Source organism: Streptomyces dangxiongensis (genome assembly GCF_003675325.1).
In the GTDB taxonomy this organism is placed as follows: Bacteria; Actinomycetota; Actinomycetes; order Streptomycetales; family Streptomycetaceae; genus Streptomyces; species Streptomyces dangxiongensis.
Map to the genome: position 1 here is coordinate 5788859 of NZ_CP033073.1, position 17941 is coordinate 5806799.

Sequence of the window (17941 nt, forward strand, 5' to 3'; positions counted from 1 at the left end):
CGCCCGGACCGCGGTGACCCCGCTCACCGGATGGTGATCGTGATCGTCGCCCCCTTGGGCGCCCTGTCGCCGGCCGCCACCGACTGCTTCCTCACGGTGTCGCCGAACAGTCCGAGCAGCCCGCGGTCGTCGTCGACCTCGAAGCCGGCGGCCTCCAGCCGCTGGTGCGCATCGTCCACGCTGTCCCCGACCACGTCCGGAACCTTGATCATCTCCGGGCCCCTGGACAGCGTCAGGGTCACCGTGTCGCCCTCGGCGGCCTTCCTGCCGTTCCGCGGGCTCTGGGCGGCCACCTCGCCCTTGTCGTACGAGGAGTTGACCCGCCCGGTGGCGATCCGCACGGTCAGCCCCGCGTCCGTCAGCTCCTGCTTCGCGCCGTCCACGTCCTCGCCGGTGACGTCCGGCACGTCGATGGGGCCGCCCTTGCTGACGGTCAGCGCGATCGCCGACCCGGAGTGCCGCTCGGTGCCCGCGTCCGGGGTCGTACCGATCACCGAGCCCTTGGGGACGTCGTCGCTGAACGCGCGCGTGACCATGCCCGGCTCCAGGCCGTCCGCCTTCAGCCGCGCCTGCGCCTGCGCCAGCGGCCGGCCCGCCACGTCCGGCACCTTCACCGTCCTCGGACCCAGCGACACGGTCAGTGTCACCGCGTCGTGGTCCCGGATCCGGGCACCGGGCCCCGGGTCGCTGCTGATGACCGTGCCGCGCCTGACCGTGTCGTTGTACGCGTGCCTGACCTGTCCGACGTCGAGCCCGGCGTCCTTCAGCCGCTCCCTCGCCTGCGGCTCGCTCTTCGTCAGCAGCGGCGGGACCTCGGTGAACTGGCCGGAGTTGATGTACCAGACCCCGGCGCCCACGCCGAGCACCACCAGCACCGCCGCGACGACCGCCAGCACCGCGCGCCGGGGCCGCGCCGGGCGCCGCCGGGGAGGCGGCGGGGGGCTCGCGAAGCGGGCGGTGCGATCGGTGACGTCCGCGGGCGGGCCGCCGTCGGCGGACAGCGGCCGGGGCACGGTCAGCGAGCGCGGGATCACGCTCGTGCGGTCGGCGGCGTTGTCGTGCTCCGCGGTCACCGCCTGCGGCGGCAGCGCGTCGAGCTGCTCGTCGGTCAGCCCGGCGCGGGCCTCGCGCACCCGCAGGAGCAGCGCCACGGCGTCGTGCGGCCGGATGTCGGGGGTGCGCGCCGTGGCCGACGCCACCAGCTCGTCCAGCCGGTACGGCAGTCCGGGCACGAGCGCCGAGGGCGGCGGTACGTCCTCGTGGATGTGCCGGTAGAGCACCTGGGCCGGGGACTCACCGGCGTGCGGCTTGCCGCCCGTCAGCATCTCGTACAGGACCACACCGCACGCGTACACGTCGACGCGCGGGTCGGCGACGCCCTGCTCGATCTGCTCGGGGGCGAGATAGGAGACGGTCCCGAGGACGGCGCCCGTGGTGCTGGTCACCGTGTCCACGGAGCGCACCAGCCCGAAGTCGGCCACCTTGACCCGGCCGTCGTCCCCTATCAGCACGTTCTCGGGCTTCATGTCCCGGTGCACGAACCCGGCCAGGTGCGCGGCGCCGAGCGCGGCCAGCACCGGCTCCAGGATGTCCAGCGCGGCCCGCGGCTGCACGGCGCCCCGCTCGCGCAGCACGTCCCGCAGGGTGCACCCGGCGACGTACTCCATCGCCAGGTACACGTACGACCCGTCCGTGCCCTGGTCGAAGACCTGCACCACGTTGGGGTGGTCGAGCCGGGCGACGGACTTCGCCTCCCGGATGAACCGCTCGACGAAGGCCCCGTCGACCGCGAGCGCCGGGTGCATCACCTTCAGCGCGAGGACGCGGTCCAGGCGGGTGTCCAGGGCCCGGTAGACCGTGGCCATCCCGCCGGCCGCGACCCGCGCGTCGACGCGGTAGCGGCCGTCGAGGAGCTGACCGACGAGGGGGTCCTGAAGGGTCGTATCCACGCAGGGGAGTCTACGAGGGCCCACCGACACCACCGCCGGCCGCGGTGCCCCGGGTGGCGGAATGCAGCAGAGCTGTGACTGTCACGCGACGTGGAGCCCGGCGGGAGGCGGGGCCGGCCGGGGCCGGCCCCGCCTCGGTGCACAGCGTTCTAGAAGGCGGGCCGCTCGGGGTCCAGGCGGGCGAGGCCCGCGGCCGGGGAGGAGGCCTGCGCGAAGTGGCGCGGCGGGATCCGCCCGGCCCGCCGGGCCAGCCGCCCCCCCTCCACGGCGTGCCTCATGGCCGTGGCCATCAGCTCCGGCTCCTGCGCCCGCGTCACCGCGGACGCCAGCATCACCCCGGCACAGCCCAGCTCCATCGCCAGGGCCGCGTCGGACGCCGTACCGGTCCCCGCGTCCATGATCACCGGCACGCGCGCGTGCTCCACGATCAACTGGAAGTTGTGCGGGTTGCGGATACCGAGCCCGGACCCGATCGGCGAACCCAGCGGCATCACCGCCGCGCAGCCTGCGTCCTCCAGCTTCCGCGCGAGGACGGGGTCGTCGTTGGTGTACGGCAGCACCGTGAACCCCTCGTCGACCAGGGTCTCCGCGGCCTCCAGCAGCTCCACCGGGTCCGGCAGCAGCGTCCGCTCGTCGGCGATGACCTCCAGCTTGACCAGGTCCGTGCCCAGCGCCTCCCGGGCCAGCCGGGCGGTCAGCACGGCCTCGCCGGCGGTGAAACAGCCCGCCGTGTTCGGCAGCACCCGGATGCCGAGCCGCTCCAGCACGGACAGCACCGAACCGTGCACGGCCGGGTCCACCCGGCGCATCGCGACCGTGGTCAGCTCCGTGCCGGAGGCGACGAGCGAGCGCTCCAGCACATCCAGGCTGGGCGCCCCGCCGGTGCCCATGATCAGCCGGGACGACAGGGTCAGCCCGCCGAGGACCAGGGGGTCGTCAGCCATGGCTCAGCCTCCCTGCACGGCGGTGAGGACCTCGACACGGTCGCCCTCGGCGAGAGCGGTCGCCGCCCACCGCGCACGCGGGACCACGGTCTCGTTGACGGCGGCGGCCACCCCGCGCGGCGCCGCGGTGAGGGATTCCACCAGGGCGTCCAGCGCGGTGCCCGGGACGACGCGGCGGGGTTCGCCGTTGACGGAGATGGTGACGGAGACGCTCATGCGGACTGCTCCAGCGGTTCCACGGGTGCGGCGCCGAACCGCCGCGGGGTGAACGGACGTGCCTCCTGAGGAAGGCCACCGGTGACCAGGGTGTGCGCCAGCACGTCCCCGGTGACCGGCGTGAGCAGCACCCCGTTGCGGTGGTGCCCGGTCGCCAGCAGCAGCCCCTTCAGGCCTGACGGGCCGAGCAGCGGGGCGTTGTCGGGGGAGGCGGGCCGCAGCCCGGCCCGGGTCTCGGTGAGCGGCAGCTCGGTGATGCCGGGCACCAGCTCATGGGCGTCGCGCAGCAGCTCGTACACGCCGCCCGCCGTGACCGTCGTGTCCCAGCCCAGCTCCTCGCTGGTGGCGCCGACGACCAGCTCGCCGTTCTCCCGGGGCACCAGGTAGACCTGGCTGCCGCGGACCACCGCCCGCACGGTACGGCTCAGGAAGGGCGCGAACCTGCGCGGCACGGTCAGCCGCAGCACCTGACCCTTGACCGGCCGGACCGGGGGCCGCAGCTCCTCCGGCAGGCCCGCGAGCCGCCCGCTCAGGCTCCCGGCCGCGAGGACCACCCGACCGGCGCGCAGCCCGGTCCCGTCCGCCGTGGTGACCCCGGTGGCCCGGCCCCCCGCGACGTCCAGCCGCTCGGCCCACGCGTGGTGGAACACCACACCGGCCCGCTCGCACGCCGCCATCAGGGCCGCCGACAGCCGCCGCGGGTCGACCTGGTGGTCGCCGTCGACCCGCAGGCCGCCGCGCACCCCGGGCGCCAGCATCGGCTCCAGGCGCCGGCACTCCCGCCCGGACAGCCACTCGGAGGCGAGCCCCGAGCGCTGCTGCAGGGCGTGCAGGTCCCGCAGGTGGGCGCGGTCGTCGGCGTCGAGCGCGACGGCGAGGGTGCCGCAGCGGCGGTAGCCGACGTCGTGGCCGGTCAGCTCGGTCAGCTCGGCCACGAACTCCGGGTAACGGCGCGCCGACTCCAGATTGAGGGCGAGCAACGTCTCCTCGCCGTAGTGCAGTTCGGTGACCGCGGCCAGCATCCCGGCCGCTACGCGAGCGGCCCCGCCGCCCGGTTCGGGGTCCACCACGGCCGTGGTGAGCCCGCGTTGCGCGGCCCGCCAGGCCGTGACCAGGCCGATGATCCCGCCCCCGATGACGAGGACGTCGGACGTACGTGACGACATGGGCGTCCAGCCCCTCCCTTCGCCGGCATGACCCGGATCAGGTTCGTACGGTCGGAGGCCGCCAGCCTCCCTCTCAGCCCGGTGCGTCCGGGCTCCCGCGAGTGCTTGTACGGTGGCCACCCTAGCCCGCCCCGCTCACCACGCGTAAGGAGCCCTCGGCCGTGATCCGCTCGCTCGGCGGACTGGTGTTCGTCCCCGTGTCGGACCAGGCCCCAGGTCAGGTGGGCACCGGCACCCGGTTCACCCACCACTGAGCCGGAGCCGGCCGGTGCGCGCCGGCGCCCCCGGGAGACGGCCCCGGCTGGGAATACAGCGCGATCTGGGCGGGACAGGCCGGCGGCGACGTCGTACGCCCGGCTCCGGCACCAGCGTTGTGGAACAGGTCACCGAGCACGCCCCCTGACTGACGGAGCGTCACCTGACTATGGTGATCGGGTGAGCGAGCAGACAGCGCAAGAGGGCACGTCGCAGGGACCGCGCGTGGTCGTCGTCGGCGCGGGCATGGCCGGGGTCCAGACCGCGGTCGCCCTGCGGGAACAGGGCTTCCGGGGCGCAGTGACCGTCATCGGGGCCGAGGCCCACCAGCCGTACGACCGGCCGCCGCTGTCGAAGGCCGTCCTGCTCGGCAAGGCCGAGGGATCCGCCTTCGACGTGGACTTCGAGTCCCTCGGCGTCGAGCTGCGCCTCGGCTGCGAGGTGCGGGGCCTGCGCCCCGGCGATCGCGAACTGGACACCGGCACAGGCCCGGTGCCCTACGACGTCCTGGTCCTCGCCACCGGCGCCGAACCGATCACCCTGCCCGGCACCGGGGGCGTGCCCGGCGTGCACCTGCTGCGCACCCTGGACGACGCCGAGCGGCTGCGGCCCGTCCTCGCCCGGCAGCACGACATCGTGGTCGTCGGCGCCGGCTGGATCGGCGCCGAGTTCGCCACCGCCGCCCGTGAGGCGGGCTGCGCGGTGACCGTCGTCGAGGCCGCCGACCGGCCGCTCGCCGGTGCCCTGCCCGCCGAGGTCGCCGCCCCCATGGCCGCCTGGTACGCCGACGCGGGCGTGGAACTGCGCACCCACGCGCGCGTGGAGCGCGTCGAGCCCGGCGCGGTGCTGCTCGCCGACGGCACACGGCTGCCGGCCGGCGCCGTCGTCGTCGGCATCGGCGCCCGCCCCGCCACGGCCTGGCTGGCCGGCTCCGGCATCGAGCTGGGCGCGCACGGCGAGGTCCTCGCCGACGCCCACCTGCGCACCTCCCTGCCGGACGTGTACGCCGTCGGCGACTGCGCCTCCTTCCCGTCGGCCCGGTACGGCGAACGGCTGCTCGTCCACCACTGGGACAACGCCCTCCAGGGCCCGCGCACGGTCGCCGCCAACATCCTCGCCGCCGACCACCTCGGCGACACCCCGCAGGTCTACGACCCGGTGCCGTACTTCTGGTCCGAGCAGTTCGGCCGGTTCGTGCAGCACGCCGGCCACCACGCCGCCGCCGACCGCATGGTCCGGCGCGGCGACCCGACGGGACCTGCGTGGACGGTGTGCTGGCTGCGCGAGGACCGGCTGGTGGCCCTGCTGGCGGTCGGCCGCCCCCGGGATCTGGCGCAGGGACGACGGCTGATCGAGGCGGGCCGGCGGATGGACGCCCGGGCACTGGCCGACCCGAGCCGCCCCCTGAAGGACGCCGGCGCGGACTAGCCGGGGCCGGCTCCCGGGGACGCCGGCGCGCACCGGCCGGCCCCGGCACATCGTCCCAGGTGGACCTACCTGGCTTCCGACTGTCAGTGGGGGATGGCAGGCTTGTCCTGTGACCGAGATTGACGCAAAGATCGATGCTCTCGTCCCCGCCTGGCTCACCCTGCCCGACATCGCCGAGATGTTCGGTGTCGAGGTGACGCGTGTGCGGCAACTGGTCAAGGACGGCCAGCTCATCGCCGTACGCCGAGGTGAGAACAGGGCGCTGCACGTCCCCGCCGCCTTCATCGACGAGGACAAGGTCGTCAAGGGCCTGACCGGGACCTTGACGCTCCTGCGGGACGACGGCTTCACCGATGAAGAGATCATCGAGTGGCTCTTCACCCCCGACCCGAGCCTGCCCGGCACCCCCGCGCAGGCCCTGAGCGAGAACCGCGGCACGGAGGTGAAGCGCCGCGCCCAGGCGCTCGCCGTCTGAGGCGACCCGCACCAGGGGTGGCGTGCGGGCCCGCGCCCGCACGCCACCCGGACCGTCAGACACACCGACCACGGGGGGACCCACGCATGTCCGACACCGCCCGCGCCGCGCTCGCCGACGCCCGGCTGTACCTGTGCACGGACGCCCGCAGGCGCCAGGGCGACCTGCCGGAGTTCCTGGACGCGGTCCTGGCCGGCGGTGTCGACATCGTGCAGTTGCGCGACAAGGGCATGGAGGCCGCCGAGGAGCTGGAGCACCTCCAGGTCCTCGCCGACGCGTGCGCCCCGGCACGGCAGGCTCCTCGCGGTCAACGACCGCGCGGACGTCGCCCACGCCGCCCGCGCCGACGTGCTGCACCTCGGGCAGGGCGACCTGCCGGTCCCGGCCGCCCGCGCGATCCTCGGCGACGACGTGCTGATCGGCCGCTCCACGCACTCCCGGGCCGAGGCCACCGCCGCCGCCGCCGCCCAGCGGGGCGTGGACTACTTCTGCACCGGCCCCTGCTGGCCCACCCCCACCAAGCCCGGCCGGCACGCCCCCGGCCTCGACCTGGTCCGCCACACGGCCTCCCTCGGCACCGGCCGCCCCTGGTTCGCCATCGGCGGCATCGACCTCGAAAACCTCGACGAGGTGCTGGACGCGGGCGCCCGCCGGGTCGTGGTGGTCCGCGCCCTCACCGAGGCCGACGACCCGGGCGCCGCGGCGGCCGAGTTCGCGAAGCGGCTGCGCGAGATCCGGTAGCGCGGGATCCGCGAGCGGCCGGCCGGTTCCGGTCGGCGCCCGCTGTCCACCTGCTGGACAAAAAGCAGATAATTCAGGCGAATATCCGCTGACCGGTTGGGGGACCGCCCACCCCTGGTTAACCTGCGGGTATGGCCCTCGGAACCGCGTCCACCAGGACTGATCGCGCACGTACCGTGCGTGACATGCTCGCCACCGGCAAGACGGTCTACTCCTTCGAGTTCTCGGCGCCGAAGACCCCCAAGGGCGAGCGGAACCTGTGGAGCGCGCTGCGGCGGGTCGAGGCGGTCGCTCCCGACTTCGTCTCCGTGACCTACGGCGCCGGCGGTTCCACCCGCGCGGGCACGGTCAAGGAGACCCAGCAGATCGTCGCCGACACGACGCTGACCCCGGTCGCCCACCTCACCGCCGTCGACCACTCCATCGCCGAACTGCGCAACATCATCGGCCAGTACGCGGACGCCGGCATCCGCAACATGCTCGCCGTGCGCGGTGACCCGCCCGGCGACCCCATGGGCGAGTGGGTGCCGCACCCCAGAGGCCTGACCTACGCCGCCGAACTCGTCCGGCTCATCAAGGAGTCGGGCGACTTCTGCGTGGGCGTCGCCGCGTTCCCGGAGATGCATCCGCGCTCCGCGGACTGGGACACCGACGTCGCGCACTTCGTGGACAAGTGCCGCGCGGGTGCCGACTACGCCATCACACAGATGTTCTTCCAGCCGGAGTCCTATCTGCGGCTGCGTGACCGGGTGGTGGCGGCGGCCTGCGACACCCCGGTCATCCCCGAGATCCTGCCGGTCACCAGTGTGAAGATGCTGGAACGGTTGCCGAAGCTCAGCAACGCCCGCTTCCCGGATGCCCTGAAAGAGCGGATCCTCACAGCGAGGGACGATCCGGCGGCGGTACGCTCCATCGGTATCGACTTCGCCACGGAGTTCTGCGCACGGCTGCTGGCCGAGGGAGTGCCCGGACTGCACTTCATCACGCTCAACAACTCCACGGCGACCCTGGAAATCTACGAGAACCTGGGCCTGCACCATCCCCCGCAGGCCTAGACCGGCCGCACCGCGATACGACACACTGCGGAGCCACTGGGAGAGGGGCGTACATGGGCTGGACGGTCCTCTACATCGCATTCGGCGGCGTCGCGCTGTGGCTGCTCGGCGAGGTACTGCTGCAGTACAAGGCGCGCCTGCGCTGGCGGCTCCTCGCCTTCGCCGGCTTCGTCGGGGTCGTGCTCGGTGTGCTGATCCCGTCGGTCATCGTTATCGGACTGGGCGCGATCGCCTTCGCGGTCGGCCAGACCTACGTCACGCTGTCGTTCCGCCGCGGCTTCGCCTCGGGCTGGGCGGTCAAGCGCCCCGGCCCCGAGGCCGACGGCGGCAGCAAGCGCCGTCGCGGCAGGGGGGACCGGCACGCCACGGACCCGCAGGGCGCCGGCACGCGGTTCGGTGACACCGCCGACGACCCGGACACCGACCACGGCGTCCACAGCGTCCACGCCGGCCTCGACGCCCACGGCAGCCACGCCCAGGCATCCGGTGACCACGACGACTACGACCGCGACGACGTCTTCACCCCGCCTCCCTCCCGGCCGGCCGAGCCCACCGCCGCCGGCACCGGTGGCGTCTACGCGCCGCAGCCCCTCCCCGACGACACCGGCAACTACGGCGTCTACGGCGGCCCCGCCCCCGCCGGCGCCGCCCAGCCCCAGAGCGCCGACCAGCAGAGCTACGCCTACGACTACTCCGGCCACGGCCAGCAGGGCTACGGCTACGACGGCGCGGGCCAGCAGCCCTACGCCAACTACTCCGACCCGTACATCGGCAGCCGGCCCTACGGCGACGCCTCCTACGGCACCGACTACTCCCAGCACTACGGCCAGCAGGGCTACGCCCAGGACCCGTACCCCGGCGGCGGCTACGGCGAGACCCCGGCCAACGGGGTGTGGGTGCCGCAGCAGCGCACCGACGAGACGTACGGCGGTGAACTCCCGCAGGAGCAGCCCTACCCGCACCAGGCGGGCGCCCAGCAGCCGCAGCACGGCGCCGGGTACGACGAGCAGTACCGCTTCTGAGAAACCGGGCCGCGACCAGCGGGCCCACTCGCCGACGGCCCACTCGCCGACGGCCCACTCGCCGACGGCCCGGTCACAGACGGCCGGTCGCTGACGGGCGGGTCGCTGACGGGCGGGTCACTGGGAGCCGCGGAACCCCGGGCCCTCCACGATGAGCCCGGCCACCAGCGCGCCCGACATGCCGGCGTGCGGGAGGCCGCCGCCCGGGTGGGACCAGCCGCCGACCCGGTAGAGACCGGGCAGGCGCGTGGTGTTCCCCGGACGCAGGAAGCGCCCCTCGCCGGCGGCGAGCGCGGGCGCGGGCACGGCCCCGGAGCGGGCGCCCGTCTCGTCCTCCACGTGTCCGGGCACGCGGACCTCGTGCCACAGCAGGCGCTCCCGCAGACCGGGCACCGCGCGCCCGGCGGCATCGAGGAGCAGCTCGGTGTACCGCCGCACCGTGGCCTCCTCCTCCCAGAGAGCCTCGGGCGACACCACGGCGGACAGCACCACCGACTCGTGTCCGTCATCGGGCCGGAGCGCGGGGTCGTCGGGGCGCAGCACGGTCACCGTCGGCGGCGGAGGCACGTCACCGCCGGGGGAGACCAGGAAGTCCAGCTCCGATTCCGGGGCCGCCGGGTGGACGACCGTGCGGTGCGCGATCCCGGGCTCCGGCGCGCCGCGCAGGGCGAGCAGCAGGGCGAACCGGGCGAACGGGGCGGCGAGCGGCTCGGCCCCCACGTCACCGCCGGTGTCCAGCGGACGCTCCGTCAGGGCGCGCAGCCGGGCCGGGTCCACGTCCGCCACGACATGGTCGGCGTCGGCCACCGTGCCGTCCGCCAGCTCCACCCCCGCGGCCCGGCCGTCCTTCTCGACGATGCGGGTCACCTCGGCGCCGAAGAGGAACTCCACCCGCCGCCGCACACACCGTTCGTACACGGCGCGCGCCAGCTCCCGGACGCCGCCGCGCACGTACCAGGTGCCGAAGGCGTGCTCCATGTACGGCAGCACGGCCGCGCTCGCCGGGACGCTGCGGGGATCCAGGCCGTACGCCAGCACCTGACTGTCCAGGAGGTCCGCCAGGCGCTCGTCGCGCAGCTCCCACCGGCCGATGTCGGCCACCGTGCGTGCCGTCCGCGTGCGCAGCAGCCGCTTGTGCGGCACCGCCGGATACGGCTCCTTCCCGGCCAGCACCTGCCAGTCGGGCCACAACGGCTCCTCCAGCAGCGGCCGGCGCGTGCGGTCCCAGGCCTCGCGGGCCCGCACCAGGAAATCGCCCCAGCGCCGGCCCGCCCCCTCACCCAGCGCCTCGTCCAGAGCGGCGACGACACCCGCGCGCGAGGCGTTCGGCAGGGACACCGCCGTGCCGTCCGCGAAGACGTGCCGGGCCGACGGATCCACCTGGACCAGCTCGACGCAGTCCTCCAGCGGCTCCTTGCCGGTCTTGACGAACAGATCGCGGTACACGGCGGGCAGCGTCAGCAGTCCCGGGCCGGTGTCGAAGCGGAACCCGTCCCGCTCGAACCGGCGCACTCCGCCGCCGTACGTCTCCGTCCGTTCGTACACCGTCACCCGGTGGCCCGCGACGGCCAGCCGGGCGGCAGCCGCCATCGCGCCCATCCCGGCGCCGATCACCGCAATCCGTGCCATGCCCGCGACTTTATCGACCGCCACCGACCATGCGTCCGCCGGGCGGCCGGGACGCGGGTCAGGGGGTCCGAATCGCCGTCCGCCGCTCCTCGCGCCGCCGGGCCCGGCGGCGCAGGAAGCGCCGGATGCGGGAGACGAGGAACACCAGGAGCAGCAGCCCGCCGGCCAGCAGTACGGCCGCGATGACCGCCGCCGCCTCGGGGTGGAACATCGCGAACGCGACGACGCCCCCGACCCCGAGGTCCTCGGCGAGGCTCAGCACGACGTTGCTGAACGGCTCCGGTGAGGTGTTGACCGCCATCCGCGTCCCGGCCTTGACGGTGTGGCTGGCCAGCGCCGTCGACCCGCCGATCAGGCCGGCCGCCACGTCCGGGAGGGAGCCGCTGCGGCCGGCGAGCAGCGCCCCCACCCAGGCGCCGGCGGCCGGCCTGACCACCGTGTGCACGGAGTCCCAGACCGAGTCGACGTACGGGATCTTGTCCGCGACGGCCTCGCACAGGAACAGCACGCCCGCGACGATCAGCACCGGGGGGCTCTGGAGGGTCTGCGGGACGTCGTCGCTCAGTCCCGTCGCGCCGAACAGGCCGAGCAGCAGCACCACCGCGTAGGCGTTGATGCCGCTGGCCCAGCCGCTCGTGAAGACCAGAGGGAGTACGGACACGGGGACGATCGTAACCAGGCCGCGGACCGGTGTCGTGGGCCTGCGCAGGACGACTGAGTACACGTACTCAGAGGTCCGGATGAGTATGCGCGCGGATGGGATGCCGGCCCCGGACGGGGGAGAGTGGTGCCCACGGCAGGGGGCGTGACCCGGCACCGCCGGCACGGGGCGGCGGAACGGTGCACGCCCGTCGGCCGCTCCTTCCGCCGATCCGTCGGCGGGAGCGAGACAGGGGGGTCCCGGGGAAGACCACCAGGGGTCCGCACGGGAAACCGTACGGGAAGCCGTACGGGGGAGTCCGGAAAGGAAGTACGGGGGAGCAGCGGGGGACACACGGGGGAGTACGGGGAAGGGGGAGGCGCCGGTCCACAGACGGACCGGCGCCTTTCTCGTGCGCCCGGACATGCCCAGGTGAGCCGGGTGTGCCAGGTGCTCAGACCCTGCCGCTGACCCGGCCCTGGAGGAGCCGGGACAGGGCCGCGTGGACGTCGTCCAGGGACCGCTCCGGCTGGAAGGACTTCCAGTCCAGCGCGGCCACCAGCACCATGCCGACGAGTGCCGCCGCCGTAAGCTGCACGTCGATCTCCTCGCTGAACTCCCCGGCCGCCACGCCCTCGCGCAGCACCCCCTCCACCACCGCGACGGCCTCCTGCCGCACCACCATCAGCGTGGACTGCCAGGCCCGGTTGGTGCGCCACAGCTCGGCGACGTATAGCTGGGTGAAGGCCGGGTAGCGGTCGATGAAGACCAGACCCGCGCGGATCATCGCATCCAGCGCGTCCACCTTCCCGCCGCCCTCGGCCGCGGTCCGCTCGGCCGCCTCCTTCAGGGAGGCGGTGAGCAGGCCCACGCCGTGCTTCAGCAGCTCCTCGAAGAGGACGGACTTGCTCGCGAAGTTGTAATAGACCGTGCCCTTCGCGACCCCGGCCCGCTCGGCGATCTCGTCCACCGTGGTCGCGGAGAACCCCTGCTCGGCGATGAGCGTGACGGCCGCCTCGTAGAGCTTCTGGCGGGTGGCCTCGCGGCGCGTGCTGCCGCCGGACCTGGCGCTGCTGCTTTCCATGGCCCCGATTCTCACAGGTTCGCGGGCGTGCGAGTGCTTTCCGGTGATCACAGGCTCAGCTCCGGGTGCAGCCGGTCCAGCGTCCACACCTGGCGGCGCCGGGCCGCGAGGGCGGTCAGCGCGAGGGCGCCCGCGGTGAACGCGGCGAGCACGGCGCACGCCTGCCACACCGGGCCCAGCCCGCCCCCCGTGATCAGCCGGCGCAGCGCCTCCACGATGTAGCTCATCGGCAGGAAGGGATGGATGGCGTTGAAGAAGCCCGGGCTGGTCTGCACCGGATAGGTGCCGCCCGCCGAGGTGAGCTGAAGCATCAGCAGCGCGAGGACCAGGATCCGGCCCGCCGCGCCGAACTGGGCGTTCAGCCACTGCACGATCGCCGCGAAACAGGCCGTGACCAGGCACAGGAAGCCGATCGTGCCGGCGGCCCGGAGCATCTGGAGCCCGATCGCCCAGTGCAGTACGGCCATCAGCGCGACCACCTGGAGGACCCCCACGGCGACCACGGGCAGCCAGCCCGCGAGCGCGATCCGCCACGCGGACGAGCCGGCCGCGAGGGCACGCCGGTTGAGCGGCGCGATCAGCATGTAGGCCACCATCGCGCCCACCCACAGGGACAGCGGAATGAAGTACGGGGCGAACCCGGTGCCGTAGTTCGGGGCCTGGTGCAGGTCGTGGGAGGCAAGCTGCACCGGGTCGGCCATCACGCCGGTACGCCGGTCGCGGTCCCGCTTGTCGTAGTCCGGGATCTTCTTCGCACCCGAGTGCAGCCCGCCGGCCAGCTTGCCGGAGCCGTCGGACAGCTTGTACAGGCCGCCGTTGAGGGTCTCGGCGCCGGACTTCGCCGTGCCTATGCCCTGGTCGAGCCGGTCCGCGCCGGTGTGCGCGGTGCCGAGCGCGGTGTGCAGCTTCTCGGCCCCGGCGGCGACCTGCTGCGCGCCGGTGTTCAGCTTGTTGATCTTCTTGACGGCGTCCTCGACGTCCTCGGAGAGGTGCGGAGCGCGCGCGGCGAGGGCGTCGGCCTGCTTCTGGAGCGTGCCGAGGTTGTCCCGCATCGTCTTCAGGTCGCCGTCCTGGTCGGCGATGAGCGTGTTGAGGTCGTCGGCGACGGTGGCCACCTCGGCGGCGGCCAGCTTGACCCGCTTCAGGTCGGGGCAGGCCGGGTCCGGGACGGTCGCGCTCTCGCAGCGCACCTTGTAGATGCCGTCGATGAGGGCCGAGGACGCGTGGGCGGTCCTGGCGGCGCCCGGCGCGAGCTTCACCAGCACGTCGAGGTTGTCCTTGACCGTCCTGGCCGAGTCGGAGACCAGCCGGGCCGTGTCGCCGATCGTCTTCTCGTTGCTCCTCAGGAACGGTCCCGCCTCGGCATAGACCCCGTTGACCTTGTCGACGAGTCGCCGGGTGCCGTCGGCGACCTGCCGCGACCCGTCCTGAAGGTCGCCGGAGCCCGTGTCGAGCTTCTTCAGGCCCTTGGCCAGTTTGCCGCTGCCGTCCTTGGCGGTCCGCAGCCCGTCGGCGAGGTCCTTGGAGCCCTTCTCCGCCTTTCCGATGCCGGTGTTCAGCTTGTCGGCGCCCTCGGCGGCCGTGACGGTCTTGTCGTGGATGTCGGAGAAGGAGACGAAGATCTTGTCGAGGAAGCCCCGGGAGGCCTTCTCGGACGCCGCCGAGCGGACCTCGTTGAAGACCGTGCGTGAGATCTGGCCGACGATGTAGTTGTTCGCGTCGTTGGTACGCACCTGGAGGGCGCCGGTCTCCGGGGAGTCGCCGGAACTGGAGGCGATGCGCCGGCTGAAGTCGGCAGGCATGGTCAGCGACAGGTAGTAGGTGCCGTCCTCGACGCCCGTGTGGGCCTCCTCGGCGCTCACCTCGTGCCACTCGAAGGTCCGGCTGTCGCGCAGTCCGCCGACGATGTCGTCACCGGCGGTGATCTTCTTCCCGCCCGCCGTGGCGCCCTTGTCGTCGTTCACCAGGGCCACCGGGATGCGGTCCAGACGGCCGTACGGGTCCCAGAAGGACCACAGGTAGAGCGCGCCGTAGAGCAGGGGCAGCACGAGCAGTGCGACCAGGGCGGCGCGCGGCAGCCTCCCGCGCCCGAAGCGCCTCAGTTCAAGCGCGGCGAGCCTCGGTGAGCGCATCGCTCTCCTCCTTCGCGTCCTCGGGGCCGTCCTGCGGGTCGCCGCCGTCGTCGTCACCGGCGCCGCTCTCGTCGTCGCCGGCGCCGGAGCCGGTCCCGTCGTCCGTGCCGATACCGGTCGTCTCCTCGCCGGCGCCGTCGCCGCGCAGGGTGGAGACGGACACGCAGTCCCCGGGAGCGGTGCGGCACACCGCCAGGACCGTCGTGCCCGCGCGCGTGAGGGACCGCAGCAGGTCCCACACCTCGGCGCGCTCGGCGTCCGAGAGCTTCATGTCCACGTCGTCCACACCGAGCAGCCGGGGCCGGCCGATCAGGGCCAGGGCGACGGACAGGCGCAGCTCATCCGGCCGTTCCAGGTCGCGGACGGCCGTGCGGGAGCCCTTGGGCAGGTTGTCGAGGTCGAGTCCGGCGGCGGCCAGGGCCGCGTCCACGCGCAGCCGGGCCTCGTGCGCGCGGCGGGCCCGGGGGTGCAGCAGCTCGCGCAGGGAGTCGCCGAACCGGCGCTGGAGCAGCGACCGTTCACGCAGGTGTTCCCCGACGGTCAGGGCCGGTTCCGGATCCGTCACGCCGGCCACGTTGGCCAGCGCGCTGACGCAGCGCAGGGCCGCCATGTGCCGGGGAAGTTCGAAACCGCCGACAGCGGCCATTCCCTCAGTGGGTTTCATCCGTCCGGTGAGTGCGAGGAGCAGACACGTGCGGCCGGAGCCGGACGGTCCCTCGATCGCGACCAGCGAGCCGGGCTCCGCGTCGACGGTGACGCCGCGGAAGGCCCACCCCCGTGGCCCCTTGAGCCCGAGACCCCCGGCCCTGACGTCCGCGCCGGCCGTGCTGTCCGTGCCGTCCACTCGCCCCCCTGCACCATGAATTGAACTGACTGGTCAGTGCAAAAATAAGCCCGAACTGACGGTCGAGGCAAAAGACCAGGTCAGGACGGATTGTCAGTGGCACACCTCACGATGGGTACATACGGCATACGTGCCGTCACCCAGACGACAGGAGGTTCGTCATGGCCCACCCGTCCGCAGCCGCCGCCCGCCGGCGCCGCGCCGCCGGCCCTGCCCCCTCACTGACCGGCCCGGCGAGCGACGTACACCCCGTGCTCCGCCGGGCCACGGCCCCGCCCGCCGCTCTCGACCTGCTCGCCCAGGCCCGTGCCGGACTGGAGGAGGCCACCGCCCTGGACACGCCGAACGAGCGCTACGCGACGGCCCACCTCGCCGCGCTGCGCACCGCCGCGGCCGTGCTCGCCGCCCGGGGCCGCCCCGAGACCTCCTCGCGCCGCCGGGCCCGCATCCGCCCCGCCTGGGAGGTGCTCCCCGAGGTCGCTCCCGAACTGACCGAGTGGAGCGCGCTGTTCGCCTCCGGTGCCGCGCGCAGAGCCCGCGCCGAGGCGGGCATCCAGGGCGCCGCCGGACAGCGGGACGCCGACGACCTCGTACGAGACGTCGCGATGTTCCTCCGCATCGTGGAGCGGATGCTCGTCCTCCAGCCGGTCCTGCCCGCCCCGCGCCGCGACTCCGACCCCGACGACCCGGAAGGAGCGGGCGATCTCCCGCCCACCGGCTGAGCCCGCCGGCTGTCGCCCGGACCGGCCGACGGGGGCGGGGGTTGCCGCAGTGACCAGGGGAGGTGTCGAGGCAATAGGGTGGAGGTCGCCTGAAGCGTTCGCCCTGCCGAGGAGTCAACTGCCGTGTCGGACCCGATGCGCCCGCCCGTCTCCCCCCACCACCCGCACACGACGTCGCTGCGCTCCGACCCTCCTCGTCCCCGCGCCTCCGCCCGTACCGCCGTGGTCTGGGACGTCCTCCAGGAGGCCCTCGACCGCCGGGTCAGGGCCACCGGCCGGGACACGCTGGACGTCCTCGACACCGGAGGCGGCAGCGGCAAGTTCGCCGTGCCCCTCGCCCGCCTCGGCCACCGCGTCACCGTGGTCGACCCCAGCCCCAACGCGCTCTTCGCACTGGAGCGCCGCGCCGCCGAGGCCGAGGTCGCCGCCCGGGTCACGGGCGTCCAGGGCGACGCGCACGGCCTGTTCGACGTGGTCGAGCGCGGCGGCTACGACGCCGTTCTGTGCCACGGCGTCCTGGAGTACGTGGACGACCCGGCCGAGGGCGTCCGCAACGCGGTCGCCGCGCTGCGCGCCGAGGGTGTCCTCAGTCTGCTCGCCGCCGGCCTCGGCGGAGCCGTGCTCGCCCGTGCCCTCGCCGGCCACTTCACCGAGGCCCGCCAGGCCCTGCAGGACCCCGACGGCCGCTGGGGCACCAACGACCCGATGCCCCGCCGCTTCACCGCCGAGCAGCTCACCGGGCTCGTGGAGGGCGCCGGTCTGCGCGTCGGCGCGGTGCACGGCGTGCGCGTCTTCGCCGACCTCGTACCCGGCGTCCTCGTGGACACCGAGCCCGGCGCGCTCGACGCGCTGCTGAGGCTGGAGGCCGCGGCGGCCGAGCTGCCCGCGTTCCACTCCGTCGCCACCCAGTTGCACGTGCTCGGTGAGACGGCGGGTGCCGCACAGGCCTGACCGGCACCGCCGTGACCGGCCGCTGATCAGGCCCTCGGCGGCGGATGCAGTACGCCACAAGCCCCCCGAACGAGGGGTTTGCGCCGTATGATCGAGGTACACCGCCCGGCATGACGGGTCGGCCGCTGGGGAATGGAAGCCTCAGTGGGCCGGGACAGCCATGACGGACTCCGGTTGGCCAATTGGCGTAGAGGGGCGGGTTTCACGGGGGCGATTCCCTGCCTATCCTGAAGGGACCCCCCGGGTCGCCCCGGCGACTGCACGATGAGGAGGACTCCGTGCCGCTCTCGGAGCACGAGCAGCGCATGCTCGAGCAGATGGAGCGAGCGCTGTACGCCGAAGATCCGAAGTTCGCGTCAGCGCTTGAGGGAAACGGACTGCGGACGTACACCCGGCGGCGGGTCTACCAGGCGGTCGCGGGCTTCCTCGTCGGTATCGCGCTTCTCATGGCCGGAATGGTCGCCCAGTTGATCTGGATCAGCGTGGTGGGTTTCCTCGTCATGCTCGGCTGTGCCGTGCTCGCCGTCACCGGCTGGCGCAAGGCCCCGAAACCGGGCGAGCAGCCCCCGGGCGCCCGCCCGGTGCGGCCGAAGCGCTCCGTGATGGACCGGATCGAGCAGCGCTGGCAGCGCCGCCGGGACGAACAGGGCCACTGACCCGCCGCGACGGCAGCGGCACCGACCACGAC

The 17941-nt window shown here is 73.7% G+C and carries 16 protein-coding genes, 1 pseudogene and 1 riboswitch; of the genes and pseudogenes, 8 read left to right on the forward strand and 9 right to left on the reverse strand.

Annotation, left to right across the window (positions count from 1 at the left end; genetic code table 11):
• Positions 1 to 23: 23 nt before the first annotated feature.
• The 4 genes from pknB to thiO all read right to left on the reverse strand — a co-directional run bounded on the left by pknB (position 24) and on the right by thiO (position 4275).
• On the reverse strand, positions 24 to 1949 hold the full coding sequence (gene pknB / locus D9753_RS26145) for a Stk1 family PASTA domain-containing Ser/Thr kinase (RefSeq protein ID WP_163010794.1): 1926 nt from the start codon (positions 1947 to 1949) through the stop codon (positions 24 to 26).
• Between the two features lie 149 nt (positions 1950 to 2098).
• Entirely contained in the window at positions 2099 to 2893 is a 795-nt protein-coding gene (locus D9753_RS26150; RefSeq protein WP_121789219.1) for a thiazole synthase, read from the reverse strand.
• A 3-nt stretch (positions 2894 to 2896) separates the two neighbouring features.
• Entirely contained in the window at positions 2897 to 3109 is a 213-nt protein-coding gene (gene thiS / locus D9753_RS26155; RefSeq protein ID WP_121789220.1) for a sulfur carrier protein ThiS, read from the reverse strand.
• A complete protein-coding gene (gene thiO, locus D9753_RS26160; protein ID WP_121789221.1) occupies positions 3106 to 4275 on the reverse strand; it encodes a glycine oxidase ThiO in 1170 nt (389 codons plus the stop codon). The genes thiS and thiO overlap by 4 nt, the downstream gene beginning before the upstream one ends.
• Positions 4273 to 4384, reverse strand: a riboswitch (TPP riboswitch). Its footprint overlaps the gene before it by 3 nt.
• A 326-nt stretch (positions 4385 to 4710) precedes the next feature.
• On the opposite strand from thiO, the gene D9753_RS26165 reads away from it, so the two are divergent.
• From D9753_RS26165 to D9753_RS26185, 5 genes and pseudogenes are all read left to right on the forward strand, one after another.
• Positions 4711 to 5958: an NAD(P)/FAD-dependent oxidoreductase gene (locus tag D9753_RS26165; RefSeq protein ID WP_205614266.1), complete on the forward strand. Its 1248-nt coding sequence runs from the start codon at positions 4711 to 4713 to the stop codon at positions 5956 to 5958.
• Between the two features lie 109 nt (positions 5959 to 6067).
• Positions 6068 to 6433 carry an Rv2175c family DNA-binding protein gene (locus tag D9753_RS26170; protein ID WP_121789223.1) on the forward strand — a complete coding sequence of 122 codons (366 nt, stop codon included), beginning with the start codon at positions 6068 to 6070 and terminating at the stop codon, positions 6431 to 6433.
• A gap of 86 nt (positions 6434 to 6519) precedes the next feature.
• Positions 6520 to 7174 (forward strand): annotated as a pseudogene (gene thiE, locus D9753_RS26175) (thiamine phosphate synthase).
• Positions 7175 to 7305: 131 nt separating this feature from the next.
• Complete coding sequence (gene metF, locus D9753_RS26180) at positions 7306 to 8229, forward strand: methylenetetrahydrofolate reductase [NAD(P)H] (RefSeq protein WP_121789224.1); 924 nt, start codon at positions 7306 to 7308, stop codon at positions 8227 to 8229.
• 53 nt (positions 8230 to 8282) lie between these two features.
• A complete protein-coding gene (locus tag D9753_RS26185) occupies positions 8283 to 9251 on the forward strand; it encodes an SCO2102 family sporulation regulator (protein WP_121789225.1) in 969 nt (322 codons plus the stop codon).
• 117 nt (positions 9252 to 9368) lie between these two features.
• On the opposite strand, the gene D9753_RS26190 is transcribed toward D9753_RS26185, so the two are convergent.
• The 5 genes from D9753_RS26190 to D9753_RS26210 form a co-directional block, all read right to left on the reverse strand.
• Positions 9369 to 10880, reverse strand: a complete 1512-nt coding sequence (locus D9753_RS26190) for a phytoene desaturase family protein (protein ID WP_205614267.1) — start codon at positions 10878 to 10880, stop codon at positions 9369 to 9371.
• A 58-nt stretch (positions 10881 to 10938) separates the two neighbouring features.
• Complete coding sequence (locus tag D9753_RS26195; RefSeq protein ID WP_121791295.1) at positions 10939 to 11541, reverse strand: DUF4126 domain-containing protein; 603 nt, start codon at positions 11539 to 11541, stop codon at positions 10939 to 10941.
• A 433-nt stretch (positions 11542 to 11974) separates the two neighbouring features.
• Complete coding sequence (locus D9753_RS26200) at positions 11975 to 12604, reverse strand: TetR/AcrR family transcriptional regulator (protein WP_121791296.1); 630 nt, start codon at positions 12602 to 12604, stop codon at positions 11975 to 11977.
• Positions 12605 to 12651: 47 nt separating this feature from the next.
• Entirely contained in the window at positions 12652 to 14736 is a 2085-nt protein-coding gene (locus D9753_RS26205; protein ID WP_121789227.1) for a YhgE/Pip domain-containing protein, read from the reverse strand.
• Positions 14708 to 15580, reverse strand: coding sequence for an ATP-binding cassette domain-containing protein (locus D9753_RS26210; protein ID WP_121789228.1), 873 nt, complete (start codon positions 15578 to 15580; stop codon positions 14708 to 14710). Before D9753_RS26210 ends, D9753_RS26205 begins: the two co-directional genes overlap by 29 nt.
• Before the next feature lie 161 nt (positions 15581 to 15741).
• On the opposite strand from D9753_RS26210, the gene D9753_RS26215 reads away from it, so the two are divergent.
• The 3 genes from D9753_RS26215 (at position 15742) to D9753_RS26225 (ending at position 17909) form a co-directional block, all read left to right on the forward strand.
• Complete coding sequence (locus D9753_RS26215) at positions 15742 to 16302, forward strand: SAV_6107 family HEPN domain-containing protein (RefSeq protein WP_121789229.1); 561 nt, start codon at positions 15742 to 15744, stop codon at positions 16300 to 16302.
• A gap of 123 nt (positions 16303 to 16425) precedes the next feature.
• A complete protein-coding gene (locus tag D9753_RS26220) occupies positions 16426 to 17253 on the forward strand; it encodes a class I SAM-dependent methyltransferase (RefSeq protein ID WP_163010795.1) in 828 nt (275 codons plus the stop codon).
• 278 nt (positions 17254 to 17531) lie between these two features.
• The gene (locus tag D9753_RS26225) at positions 17532 to 17909 is read left to right on the forward strand and encodes a DUF3040 domain-containing protein (protein WP_121789230.1); all 378 of its coding nucleotides are present in this window, start codon (positions 17532 to 17534) and stop codon (positions 17907 to 17909) included.
• Positions 17910 to 17941 lie beyond the last annotated feature (32 nt).